General features: G+C 64.6%; 9 protein-coding genes. 4 read left to right on the forward strand and 5 right to left on the reverse strand.

Annotated features, from left to right (window positions below; translation table 11 throughout):
* Positions 1 to 26 precede the first annotated feature (26 nt).
* Positions 27 to 1214, reverse strand: coding sequence for an ATP-binding protein (locus RN743_RS12140; RefSeq protein ID WP_310780117.1), 1188 nt, complete (start codon positions 1212 to 1214; stop codon positions 27 to 29).
* Positions 1215 to 1294: 80 nt separating this feature from the next.
* On the opposite strand from RN743_RS12140, the gene RN743_RS12145 reads away from it, so the two are divergent.
* The 4 genes from RN743_RS12145 to RN743_RS12160 all read left to right on the forward strand — a co-directional run bounded on the left by RN743_RS12145 (position 1295) and on the right by RN743_RS12160 (position 5587).
* Complete coding sequence (locus tag RN743_RS12145; protein ID WP_310780118.1) at positions 1295 to 1723, forward strand: hypothetical protein; 429 nt, start codon at positions 1295 to 1297, stop codon at positions 1721 to 1723.
* Between the two features lie 139 nt (positions 1724 to 1862).
* Positions 1863 to 2123 carry a type II toxin-antitoxin system RelB/DinJ family antitoxin gene (locus RN743_RS12150; RefSeq protein WP_310780119.1) on the forward strand — a complete coding sequence of 87 codons (261 nt, stop codon included), beginning with the start codon at positions 1863 to 1865 and terminating at the stop codon, positions 2121 to 2123.
* Positions 2110 to 2391: a type II toxin-antitoxin system YafQ family toxin gene (locus tag RN743_RS12155; protein ID WP_310780120.1), complete on the forward strand. Its 282-nt coding sequence runs from the start codon at positions 2110 to 2112 to the stop codon at positions 2389 to 2391. The genes RN743_RS12150 and RN743_RS12155 overlap by 14 nt, the downstream gene beginning before the upstream one ends.
* A gap of 112 nt (positions 2392 to 2503) precedes the next feature.
* Positions 2504 to 5587 carry a hypothetical protein gene (locus tag RN743_RS12160; protein ID WP_310780121.1) on the forward strand — a complete coding sequence of 1028 codons (3084 nt, stop codon included), beginning with the start codon at positions 2504 to 2506 and terminating at the stop codon, positions 5585 to 5587.
* Between the two features lie 1018 nt (positions 5588 to 6605).
* On the opposite strand, the gene RN743_RS12165 is transcribed toward RN743_RS12160, so the two are convergent.
* The 4 genes from RN743_RS12165 to RN743_RS12180 form a co-directional block, all read right to left on the reverse strand.
* The gene (locus RN743_RS12165; RefSeq protein WP_310780122.1) at positions 6606 to 7430 is read right to left on the reverse strand and encodes a hypothetical protein; all 825 of its coding nucleotides are present in this window, start codon (positions 7428 to 7430) and stop codon (positions 6606 to 6608) included.
* Entirely contained in the window at positions 7414 to 10029 is a 2616-nt protein-coding gene (locus RN743_RS12170) for a DEAD/DEAH box helicase family protein (RefSeq protein ID WP_343219026.1), read from the reverse strand. The genes RN743_RS12165 and RN743_RS12170 overlap by 17 nt, the downstream gene beginning before the upstream one ends.
* A 6-nt stretch (positions 10030 to 10035) precedes the next feature.
* Positions 10036 to 11853, reverse strand: a complete 1818-nt coding sequence (locus tag RN743_RS12175; RefSeq protein ID WP_310780124.1) for a site-specific DNA-methyltransferase — start codon at positions 11851 to 11853, stop codon at positions 10036 to 10038.
* A 236-nt stretch (positions 11854 to 12089) separates the two neighbouring features.
* The coding region (locus RN743_RS12180) for a relaxase/mobilization nuclease domain-containing protein (protein WP_310780126.1) at positions 12090 to 13030 on the reverse strand (941 nt) is incomplete at its 5' end.

The following is a 13030-nucleotide window of genomic DNA, read 5'->3' on the forward strand; positions in this document are numbered from 1 at the left end:
GCAGAGCAGGCGCTCGTATGGCGCTGTCACTCATCTGCCGGTTGCCAGTCGGGCATGGCCCGCAACATGTACTGATCAAACATCGGAACGGTGAATGCGGTTTCTCCGTGGGCAGGACTCCAGATCATCCCCTTGCGGATCAGCCCTGTGCGGATCGGCCCTGCCGAAGTAACGGCGACCCCCAACTCCTCCGCTACTTTCCCCGAGCGGTGTGGCCCCGGCCCGAGTTGCGCCATTGCTCTGAGGTACTCCTGCTCCCGGGGCGTGAGGCGATCAAAGCGGACACGGAAGAAGCTCGCATCCAGAGCGGCCATCACCCTCTCCCTGGCCGACACTACATCGTCGAGGGTCACTGGTGATTCCGATGCGACGTTCCAGCAATGCGCTCCCCACTCCTGAAGGAAATACGGATAGCCTTCTGTCTGTTCAGCGATCTCCGACAGCGCGTCGTCGTCCACCGCGGCCCTCGCCTCCTCGATTGGCCCTCGAATGGCCTCCGCTATGGCAGCCTCGTCGAGCGGACCAACGCCGGGGAAATCGAATAGACGTTCCGCGTAGCTCTTGGCCGCGCCAGACACCGCCGCAAGCTGCGGTAGGCCAGCGCCGAACATGATCAGGGGCAACGCCTTCTGGCTGATCCGATGGAGTGCAACGATGAGCGCGCTCAAGTCCTCGTCTGACAAATACTGGACCTCATCCATCAGGAGAGCCGCCGGTTGGTCGGCAGCTCTCGCCGCCTCCCCGACCACAACCAGGAGATCCGTAAGGTCGGTCTCCAGATCGCCGGAAGCGGCCAGGCCCGGCTCTGGCGTCACACCTACCTCAAACTCTGCGTAGGAGACCTTGAAGGCGCTGGCGAAATTGCGGAGAGCGCCAAGGGCTCGGTTGCCAAGGATCCGGGCCTTCTCGCGACTGCTAAGTCGAGAAAGGAGACGGCGGAGCCTGGGAACGAGAAGCACTGCCAGACGACGCTCCTCTGGAGCCTCGATGAGGGCGGTCACGTACCCCGCGGCTTCGGCAAGGTCTCCGATTCGGACGAGGAGAACGGTCTTGCCGACACCTCGGAGGCCGAGAAGCATCATGCTCTTGGCGTGTCGGCCAGCTTGAATTCGTCGCAGGGCGATATCCGCCGACGCAAGCAACTCGTCACGACCGGCCAAGGCTGGAGGCCGAGATCCCGCTCCGGGCGCGAATGGGTTAGCGATCGGATCCATCGAATCCCTTTAGAAAGAGTTATGACGAGTTAGATGCATGTAAGGGAAAATGATGTCTAATCACGGATAACTCTGTCAAGATGCTGTGGTCGCCCCGCTTCGAGGTGCTCGATCAGCATCCACACCGGAACCCTCGTGCCGGCGAACACGTGCCGGAGGCGCTGACATGCGGCGACGACCGGGACGAGGCTCTGGCGACGGCGGAGGACGCGCTGACCGTGGCGCTCGGTTCGTACATGCAGTGCCGCGAGGACATTCCGGTGCCGGACACCGTCGCGGGTGGGCGGGATATGGTCGCGGTTCCGCTGGTCGTTGCGGCGAAGCTCGCTCTCTACACGGCCATGCGGGAGCAGGGGCTTACGAAGGTCGGTCTGGCCCGGCGCCTGGGCTTGAGCGAGGGCGCGGTGCGGAAGCTCTTGAACCCGAATCACCGCTCGCACATCGGGCAGATCGAACGAGCGCTCGCGAAGGTGGGGCGGCGGCTCGTCGCGGAGGACGCGGCCGTCTAGCGCTGGCGGCCGGCGCGCGCATTGTAGCGGGAGTGCGCACCGCCGGGTGTTCTTCCCGCTGGCGATGGGGGAACAACTTGACCGGCCAGCCCGCCAGCCTGCATGATATTGTACGTCAACCCGCAACACGGATACCCGAATGCCGAACCAACTCGTCCAAGCCCGCATTGACGCAGACGTGAAGGAGGAGGCGGCCACGGTGCTGGCGGCCATGGGCCTGACCGTCTCCGGCGCGTTGCGCCTGCTGCTGACGAAGGTCGCCCACGAGAAAGCGCTGCCGTTCGCGCCGCTGGTTCCTAACGCCGACACCATTGAAGCAATGAGGGAGGCCCGCCGGGGCAACCTCCCGCAGTTCTCGAGCGTAGAAGACCTCTTCGACGATCTGCGTGCGGACGATTGAGCGGACCCGCCGGTTCAAGCGCGACTACAAGCGGGAGTCGCGGGGCCGGCACCGGAAATACCTCGACGCCATCCTGGCCGAAGTCGTGGATTCCCTGGCCAACGACCGACCGCTGGAGCCCCGGCACCACGACCACGCGCTGAGCGGCGAGTGGCAAGATTTTCGCGACTGCCACCTGAAGCCGGATCTGTTGCTGATCTACCAGAAGTCCGGGGCCGATATCCTGCGCCTGGTGCGCCTGGGCTCCCATTCGGCGCTCGGTCTCTGACGCTCACCCGAGTTCGCACCGAGTCGCCAGCCGCGAGGTTGATCGCCCGCGGGGGACACCCGAACATGAGGCTCGTCTCGATGTCGCTCTTTCCCATTGACCGGATTCTTCGATGACCCAGCCGACCTCTTCGACCCGCTTCCCGTACCAGCTTCACAGCAGCTTCCTGGCCTGCATTCTCGCCGCCATCCTCACGACCGGTGTCACCCCCGCTCACGCCCAGGTGACCACCGGACAGCTGGACGCCCTGCGCCCCCGCAACATCGGCCCGGCCGTCATGAGTGGGCGGATCGTCGATCTGGCCGTGGCTGAGTCCGACCCCATCAAGTTCTACGTCGCCTCGGCGACCGGGGGCGTCTACAAGACCAGCGACAACGGCATCACCCTGGTGCCCGTCTTCGAGAACGAGGGCACCCACTCGGTGGGGGCGATCGCGCTCCACCAGCGGGACACCTCGATCGTCTGGGTCGGCACCGGCGAGCGGGCCAACCGGCAGAGCTCGTCGTGGGGCGACGGGGTGTACAAGAGCACCGACGGCGGCGGGACGTGGACGAACATGGGGCTTCGCGACAGCAAGCACATCGGGCGCATCGCGCTTCACCCGGACGATGCGGACCTCGTCTACGTCGCGGCGATGGGACACTTGTGGGGCTCGAACGACGAGCGCGGCCTCTACCGCAGCGCAAACGGGGGCGCGACCTGGCAGCACATCCTCCACGTGGATGAAGACACGGGCGTGGTGGACGTGGCGCTCGACCCGGAGGACCCTGGCATCGTCTACGCCGCCACCTACCAGCGGCAGCGCCGCCCCTGGGGGTTCCACGGCGGCGGCCCCGGGAGCGCGCTCTACCGCAGCAGCGACGGCGGCGACACCTGGGATCGGCTGTCGGGGCCGGGGATCGCGCGCGGGCTCCCGGATGGGATCCTGGGACGCATCGGCATCTCCATCTACCGCAGCGACCCGCGCATCGTCTACGTGAGCGTCGAGCAGGGCTACCGCTATAACGCTTCCACCGCCTACACGGAGCGGCGCGCCGGCATCTACCGGTCCGATGACCGCGGCGAGACCTGGGAGTTCATGAGCGACTGGAATCCCCGGCCCATGTACGCGAGCCAGATCCTGGTCGATCCGAGCGATGACCAGCGCATCTACATGATGAACAGCTATTCCTTTTCCGACGACGGGGGACGCACCTTCACCGTCCCGCCCCAGAGCCTGCACGGCGACGACCGCCTGGTCTGGGTCAACCCCGACGACTCGCGCCACGTGATGAAGGCCGACGACGGCGGGCTCGGAATCTCCTGGGATCGTGGCCTGAGCTGGCTCTACATCTCCGACCTGCCGGTGAGCCAGTACTACCGGGTCCAGGTGGACATGGCGGAGCCCTATAACGTCTATGGAGGCCTTCAGGACAACGGCTCCTGGATGGGGCCCAGCGAGACGTACCGCATGGAGGGGATTGTCAACAGCGACTGGCGCCGGCTGGGGGGCGGTGACGGCTTCGTGAACATACCGGATACAACAAACAACTATATCATATATACAGAGTCACAATATCTGGGCCTATCACGGCTGGATATTCGGAGCGGACAGCGCACCAGCATCCGGCCCGGCAATCCCGCGGGCAATATCGCGGGCCGGCGCAACTGGGAGACCTGGCGGGAGGTGGGCACCTTCGAGGAGCAGCGCCTGGGCAACGCCATGGAGCCCGCCAACTGGGACGGTCCCTTCATCATCTCGCCTCACGACGGATCCACCCTGTACGCCGGTACCCGGACAATGTGGAAGACCACCGACCAGGGCGACTCGTGGCAGGCGCTCGGCGACCTCACCACCGGCGTGGATCGGCGCACCCTGCCGGTCATGGGGCAGATGCCGAACGACCTCACGCCGTCTCTGGACGACGGCGTCCCCTACTACCCCACCATTTCGGCCGTCGCGGAAAGCCCGCTCCGGCAGGGCCTCATCTACGCCGGCACCGCGGATGGCCGCCTGCACGTCTCCCGCGACGGCGGCGAACGCTGGACCGACGTGGCCGCCCGCGACGCGTCCGACTCGGACGAACCCTCCGCCCTCCCCGGCTTCCCCGGCCTTCCCCGCGGGGCGTGGGTGAACGGCATCGAGCCCTCACGACACGAGGAGGGCCGCGTCTATGCGGTCTGGAACAACTACCGCAACGACGACTACGGCAACTACCTGTACCGCTCCGATGACTACGGGGAGACCTGGGTCTCGATCACCGGCGATCTGCCGGCCGAGCGCGTGCTGCGCACGGTGCGCGAGGATCCGCGCAACCCCTCGGTGCTCTTCCTGGGCGCCGAGATCGGGCTCTTCTACACGATGGACGGCGGCGCGCACTGGACCGAGGTGCGGGGCGGGATGCCGACGCTCCCGTTCAACGACCTCGTCATCCATCCGCGCGACAACGACCTCGTGCTCGGGACGCACGGGCGAGGCATCTGGATCCTCGATCAGATCAACGCACTCCAGGAACTGACGCCCGAAGTCATGGCCAGCCCGGCGCACCTGTTCACCATCGAGCCCGCCACGCAGATCAGGCGTGCAGGCGGAGCCGCCCACGCGGGCGACGTCCACTACCAGGGCGAGAATCCGCCCAACGGCGCCATCCTTGATTACTGGCTCGCCGAGGAAGCACCCGACGGGACAGTGAGCGTTGCCATCGAGGATGAAGCCGGCGCACGCGTTGCGATGCTGGACGGGACCACGGGGCAGGGGATGAACCGGGTGGTGTGGGACATGCGCCACGAGGTGGAGGCCGGGCGAGGCCCGCTGGTCGTCCCCGGCACCTACACCGCGCGCCTGCAGGCTGTCGGGGTGGAGTCCGCACGACGTCTTTCGGTGCGCGAGGATCCGCGAATCGATGCGCCTGTCGACGTAAGATCAGCCTGGACAACCACTTTGCTGGAGCTGGCCGAGGCGAGAGCCCGGGTCGCCTCCGAAGGGTCGCGTATCGAGGAGGCGCTCGAGGGCATCGCTGCGGAGGATGTCGGCCCCCGCGCCGCCAAGCTGCGCGACCTGCGCCGCGAATTCGGTGAGCTGGCCAGCCGCCTCGCCCGCCTCACGGGCGCCGTGGAGGGCGTGGTCGGCCCGCTGACGCAGGACCAGCAGTCGCAGCGGGAGTTCTACATGGAGATGCTGGAGACGCTGACGCGCGAGGCGCGGGAGGCAGGTTAGGGCCGCACCAAGCCAGCTAGTGTGCGCCGGTCGACCCCGGACTCCGTCGCGTAGGCGGACGGCTAAAGGCCAGAATCAAGGCAGGAGATCACGTAAGTCTAACTGGGACTGCACGATCTGCCACTCCTGCCACTTGACTGGACCTTGCTGGATCGTGCGCCGAAAGCGGGAAAATCGGAGCCAATCGGCGGGACTCACAACCACGGTCGAACACCTTCGGGAGGACCGTTTTGCGAGCCTGCGTAGGGAGAAGCGCTTTTGCGTGCAGGCTGACTCGCGGGACAGCACGCGCCACGCCTTCATTCTCACGATTTCCTCACACTCCGTTCTGGAAAGAGCATCCCATTCTGCCGCGCCTGCCACTCGTTCTGGTCCACGACCTCGAAGCGCATCACCTTGCTCCGCATGTCGGGCACGAACTCGGCCCAGTCGGTTTGCCGCGCGTGCCCGCCGCGGATGTCGAAGACGGCTTGATATTCGGAAACGGACAGGGCGACCTTAAGGGAACTGGGAACGGGGCGGTGAGCCCCCCGGTTACCCCTACCTACGCCCCGGAGGATGACGCCGCCCATAGCGGAAGGTGGGTCCACAAATGGAGCAGAGCGTCCGGAATTCCTCCTCGCAGTCCACCAGGCAAATCGGCCCGAATGTCACCAAGGTGCTCATTGCGGGCATCTGGGCTGGCGCCGTCGTTGCGTCATCTGCCGTCGTAGCGTTCGCCCTTCAGCCGCAAGCCGTACCAACATTGATGACGGCGGTGACACCGGTAGTAGAGTGGGGGCGTGAGATGGCATCCAACGCCTTCTACATGGCTATTGGTGCTGGCGGTGGTGGGGTTGGCGGCGTGGCTTGGAAGTCCCGGAAACGGGCTTGATCAGCTTCCGGGGCTGTAGCAGGGCTTTCGCAACCGCTTCCGGCATGGCGCCGTGAGGATTTCGGACCAGCATGGTTGTTCGCGCAGACGAGTTTCTTACGTCCCTGGGAAGTGGAGGTCGGGGGTGCCCCTTTCCGAAGCTCGTCAACTGCGGGAGGCGAGCACCCACTTGCTGCGGTCTGCCAGCTTGCTGGCAGTTACATAGAAGCCGATGTCCTGCAAGCTGCCAACCTTGAGCCTAATGGGATCATCCCCGGACTTGTGGGTCTGGAAGGCGAGCCGGTATTCTCGCTGCTTCTCGTACCTGCGGTGCTTGAGGTAAGCGTGCCGCCATTGAACATCAGAACGGAGTGGGGGACCAACGAGTTGCACCACCGCATCCTCTGGGTAGGTATCGTAGTACGTCACTGCGGCATCCATTACAGCGTAGCCGCATCTGCGCGAAGCATCGTCGATTCGCTCACGAAACCGAGCGGGATCGACGATTACCACGGCGTGCTCTCCCATCTTCTGGCATTCCGGCAGAGAGTCGTCGACTTGGCTGAGTACTTCATCGAGATGGGCTCGTGTGGGGCCGCGGTAGAACGCTGAGGAAGTGAAGTGGGTCATGCAGAAGATGTTCAGGTCATCCAGAATCGGATAGGTTGACCGGAGCGGGGCAACAGCCTTGATGGGCAGCTTCCTTCCATCGTCCTGTAGTACGTACACCTGACTTGCGGCCTGTAAGACCGCGCCTTCGTCTCTGTCTCCTCGCTGCGGGTCTTCCTCCTCTCGAAACGACTTGAGCCTTCGGGCGTAGAGCAGGCCATCCTGAAGAAAGCTGTCGGCGTGCTCCTTCTCCTTGTAGAACTTCACCAAGAATGCGAGTCGAACCTCAGGCTGTGTGACAGCAGCAGACTCGGTCTGTGATCCGGGCATCATCGGGGCGTTTTCGTCGAGAATGGCGGCTGGGTCAGGGGGCTTCAACACTCAGGAAGTTCGGGAGCTTCGTCCTCCACTCGCTCATGAGGATCAGAGCGCACTGCACGGTAACGCCGTCGTTCACGACCAATTCGAGTTCTCCGGCGGGGGTGTAGTCGTCCCACGCGAAGCTACTGGAAAGGAAGGAAAGCACTTCGCGCTTGTAGGCGGTGTCCCCAGGATTGTCCAAGTGATCGCCCTTGGTCTCAAGCACGACGATGCGGCCACCAGCCCCGTCCGCCGGCACGGCGAAGATGAAGTCGGGATAGATCCTGCCCCGCCTCCAGCCTTGGATCCCGTACTGCGTGCGTGCTACGTTGCGGTGCCACCATGTCAGCGTTTCCTCGCCGTCGAGATACACGGCGACCTCACGCTCAGCCCTGTTGAACTCGCTTTCGTACACCGGCGCGAACAGGCTCCTCTGAAGGGGACCGCCGTCTCCGCTGACAAGCTGTCGGGCGTCGGGCGCTTCGGTGGTCTCGATCTCGACCGGCATCCGCCAGTTTCGACCGTCCAGACGCAGCCGGAACTGGATGTCCCCAGCGGCGACGGCTCGCTTGAACAGCGCCTCGGCTCGTGCGTTGCGTTCACCGTCCAACCCCTTGCGCAACTCCTCGACGATCAGTCGGGCGATGCCCCCCAGCGTCATGTTGTCGAAGCCGCGCTCGCGAAGCCTCGTAAGCAGTCGGCCGACTATGCTGCGTCCGACGAATGGATTCGGGACGATGTCTAGGATCATACGTGCCGCATGCACCGGATCGAGGGCGAGTATTTCGCCGCTCTCGGCGACCGTCTCGTCATGGAACGGGTCACGGTCGCCGTCTCTCAAGCTGACTCGCCGCAACTGCGTGTCGGCGGATCGCGCGTTTTCGGGAATGAGGTCCGCGATGCCCTTGGGATCGAAGTCCCGCCAGTCGATTCGGGACAGGACATCCGTTCCGTAGTCAAGCTCACGGACTTGATCGCCGTCCGTGACCATGACCTTGGGCAAGTAGATCTCGGTGGACGAAAAGGCGGGACGACGGCTGATCTTCCTGAGTCCGTGTCCGCTCGCATCATCGTCCAGATCGACATGAGGTTGCAGATCGCCGAGCCCGTCCCGCTCCAATCCTCTCTTGATCGCCTCGACCACCGATTCAGTCTCCGCGTGATGCGTGATGATATGGCATTCGTCGAGCGCCTTCACGCCCGTTCTAATCGCCCCGGGTTGGCGAAGGATGCGACCCACAAGCTGGGTCATCGCGCTTAGGTTCGAGCTTGCGGCCAAGGCGCAGAGAACATAGGCGAACGGACAGTCCCAGCCCTCTTGGAGGGCCTGCTTGGTGATGATCGCCCGTACCCGGTTCGTCGGCGAAAGAAGGTCTTGGTTCTCGGGCTGGTTCAGGTCGTTCTGCTCGGCCGTCTTGATGGCGATTTCGGCCTCGTCGAAACCGGCCGTGAGCAGCCAATCCTTCACGTCGTTGGCGTGGATGCGACCGCTATCCCTCTGGTCCTTTCCGGTCCGCTCGACCTGCACGAGCATGATCGGGCGGATGTAGCGGTTGGTGTCGGAACGGTACTTCCTGGCTTCTTCGTGTAGCGCGTTCAGCCTGGTGACCGCCGCGTTCAGCGTCGCGTGCCAATCGGTGCCGTGCCGGGGCTCAAGATTGAGAGGAATCTTGATCATGCCCTCCCGGTCCAGTTCCCGGCCCGTGACCTCAACCAGCAGGTTGGCATAGCGCCCGTGTCGTGGATTCCGCCCGCCACGCGGTCGCACGTCCTTCGGGGTCGCAGTCAATTCCAGCACGAAGCACGGGTTGAAGCCGTACAATGTCCTGAAGGCGAGGTCGGATATCGCCCTGTGCCCCTCGTCCATGACCACGACCGGCCGGATGACGCGCAAGGCGTTGCCGAGTGAGTCCTTCACCATCGGAAACAGCCTTCCCCCGTAGGCATCGAGGTTCCCCGTGCGCTCCAGCGCTCTCCGGTGAGCCTGTTGGTCACCCTCGGGCGGGAAGAAGCCGTGTACGTTGCCACGGTCTCGAAACATCCTAAGGGATTCCTTCGTTTCCCGGTTCGCCGCTTGCAGCATCAGGAGCATGACGCAGAGGTTGGACCGCACGTCCCGCACGTCGAGCCGGTCGCCCTTCTCCATGACCCGCACTCGCCCTGCGGCCGCACGGTCGAGCGCCTGCCGGTAGGGGTGCTCGCGGTCCCTGAGATGCCCCAGCGTCTGCCTGTAGATCGCCTCGTTGGGCACGATCCACAACACGAAGCCCGTGTTCCGCTCAAGATAGCGGCCCAGGATGCTCGAAACGCCTGACACGGCCAGCCAAGTCTTGCCGCCGCCTGTCGGCACCTTGAGCACCACATTGGGGACGGGATCGCCGCAGCCATCCGTTCGCGGCGAGAACGGGACCGAGTTCCGCGATGACGGCAACTTGCCCTGACTCTCCATCCCCGCCCACGCCTTCTCCGTGAAATCGGGGACCGCCAAGCCCAACTCCTCCCTGCTATCCGCCAGTTCCCTGATCGCGTCGGACTTCCGCTTTTCCGTCCGGAGGTGATCGATGTAGGCGTCGAGCGTGGCCAGCACTCGGTCCTGATACTCCAGTCGGCGGAACCTCATGTGCCGTCAGCCTTGGTCAATGCGGTAGAGTGCGAAGGGCAGCGGTGCGAATTCGACCGGGATGCTCTCCTCGGCGAGCATCTTCTGGCTTACGTACCGGGCCGGGGCGAACACGAGATGGCGCGCATCGGGATCCGTTGCCGCGAAGGCTCTGGCACGGGTTAGCGTCAATGCGGCTTCTGGCGACTTGAGCCAGTCCAAATCGGGCTTGTAGATCAGCCAGACATGTCGACCACCAGCGTCGCCCAGATAGCAGTCCGCCTCGCGCGACGACGTTGGGTCGAAGGCGCAATTCGTCGCCATGTGGAAGAGTGCCGCGCCAAGTCCATGGTACGAAGGAAGTGTCTCGCCGGTCAGCAGCTTATCGAGTTCCAAGGGATCGCCAAGCGTACAATACGTGAAGGATCCGCCAACTCCCTCCTTTCGCTCCGCAACCGCCGTCTCGCCCGTGACGACGAGTTCCCCGTCCTTGACCTGCCTCCTGATTCGATCGTACTCGTGGCCGTGGAGGTTGCCGATCGCCTCGACCGCCTGAGTGATCTTCCGGCAGTTCCGTAGCTTCGACCACGTGATCTTCTCGCGTAGCAACTCCTTCTTCCGAGTGCCCGCAAAGGCGTATCCGCCGATGACCCTCCGGACCCGCTCCGCCGTCAAGTCGTCCGCGTAGTCCTCCATCTCCACGAGCACGAACTTGCGGTTGCCGCCGTCACGCCTATTGGCTTCGAGTACGGCGTGAGCCGTTGTTCCCGATCCCGCGAACGAGTCAAGAACGATGGAGTCTCGCTCAGTCGCAACTTCCAGCACGCGGCGAACCAAGCCAACTGGCTTGGGGGTGTCGAACGCCGCGCTGCCGAAGACCCGCTTGATCTGCGCTTTCGCCCGGCGCGAGCTGCCAACATCTCGGTGATACCAGATCGTTTCCGGAGGTCGGCCAGATGAGGTGTCGGCGTAAATGCGGAAGTAGGGGGTCCAGCCGTTCTTCCCATTGCGCCACTCAATCCGCTCGGACTCCTGAGCGCATTTATCAGAACTCCACCGCCACGCTCCATCGGAACCGTCTTGCCGTTTGGGGTAGATCTCACTGCCATCCGGCGCGGCAAGTGCGAAGTAGAGATTCGGCCGGGCCTCACGGGTGTCTCCTTGGCCGCCCATCGCGCGTAGTGGCTTGAGGTAGTAGCTCCGTCCGCGTTCGTCCCTCAGGTTGTAGTGGTCGGGAGTAGATTCGTCTTCCGGCGCGATCCGCTGAAAGATCATTTCGTCCACATTCTTGGCAAAAACCAGAATGAAATCGTGGCTTGACGAGAAGGTGTCCGCGTCCATCCGAGGGCTGTCGGACTTCTCCCAGACGAGGATGCCCAGACTCTGTTCATCTCCGAACACCTCGGATAGGATCAGCGTGGCATGGTGAACCTCGTTGGCGTCCAAGGTCATCCAGATGGTGCCCCTGTCCGACAGCAACTCGTGAAGGAGCCGCAACCTCGGCCACATCATCGCACACCACTTGTCGTGTCGTAGGCCGTCCTCGACGCCCACTGGATTGGAGTCGAGCCACTCCTTGATCATCGGGGCATTCACGTTGTCGTTGTAGCACCAGCGTTCGTTGCCGGTGTTGTAGGGCGGGTCGATGAAGACGCAGTCCACCTTTCCGGCGTAGAGCGGCAGGAGAGCCTTCAGGGCGTGGAGGTTGTCCCCGTGGATGATCAGATTGCCAGCGAGCGATGGCTCGCCGATTCCCTTTCCGGAGTCCATCACCAAGGGTCGGAACGGCACCGACAGGTGGTGGTTGTAGACGAACTCCTTGCCCTTGAAATGCAGTTCGCTCATGGAATGATCGTGTCGCCCTCGTAGTTCATCGCCGCAGGTCTCCTCTCCGAGTGGAATCCGTTTGTCCCCAGCAATCTAGCCCACACCGGGGTTTTCGTACCACAGGTTCCTTCCCGGCCCATGACGTTCCTGGCCGTCCCGCGAACGCGGGGAAGGTTGGCGGCTGCGGGGTGCGGCTTGCATCGTTGCGGCTAACCGCTTCGGCGTGCGGCACGGGCAATGGCATCGTGCAGGGCTCATCGCTCGAACCCACCCCCGCCACGCTCGGGGCCTCTGGGCCGGGGCGGTCGCGGTACGACAATCCGGGTGATGGTCCGCCCGCGCTCCCGCTCCCGTGTTTGTTCGCGCTCCCTCTCCCTCATGGTCGCGCGCACCGACCATGCACGCCGCTCCGCCTCCACCAGCCTGTTCCGGTAGAACTTGCCCCAACCGCGCTCGATCTCCCGAGCCCGCTCGCCGTGCGCCTTGCCCAACTCGGCCCGCTCGTCCCTGTGGTAGTGGTCGAGATCCTCGCGCCAGCCCTCGACCAGATCCTTCCGGCCCCGGATCGCCCCGGCCAGTTCCCGCAGCGAGCGATCGAGCCGCCAGATCCGGAGCCGCCCCAGCACGGTGCGGCTCTCCCGGTGGAGCCGCTGCCGCATCTCCTCCTGCCGCTTGTGCAGTTCGGCCCATTCCTTCCGCGCCCGGGCCTCAAGGTGCTGGAAGCTGTACTCGCGCCCGTCCGAGACCGTCTCCCAGGCGTCCGCCTCGCCATGCCGCCATGCCTCCATGTCGACCTGATCCTCACGGCGCGGCTTCCTGGCCCGCCGCGCCCGCTCGGGCTGCATCCCCTCGCGCCGGACGCGTGCCCAGTGTCGGGGCCGCTCCGACGGGTTGCGCACCACCTGCTGGCCCGCCCGCCGCCGCTCGTTGTTCTCGACCCGCCTCTCGCACCGGATCCGGCCCTGCTCCCGCTCGTAGCCCTCGGCCCAGCGCGACAGCCGGAGCTTGCTGTTGTCCAGCGTCGCCGCCTTCCCGGTCTCGGGATCGACCCTGTTGGCGATCACGTGGACATGGGGATGCTCGGTGTCCTCATGGGCGACGATCAGCGCCTCGTGGCCCTCCAGCCCCAGCGCCTCCAGACTCTCGTCCACCGCCCGGTTCATCTCCCCCTTGTCGGGCGTCTCGTCCCGAGCCC

This window comes from Candidatus Palauibacter scopulicola (assembly GCF_947581915.1).
In the GTDB taxonomy this organism is placed as follows: Bacteria; Gemmatimonadota; Gemmatimonadetes; order Palauibacterales; family Palauibacteraceae; genus Palauibacter; species Palauibacter scopulicola.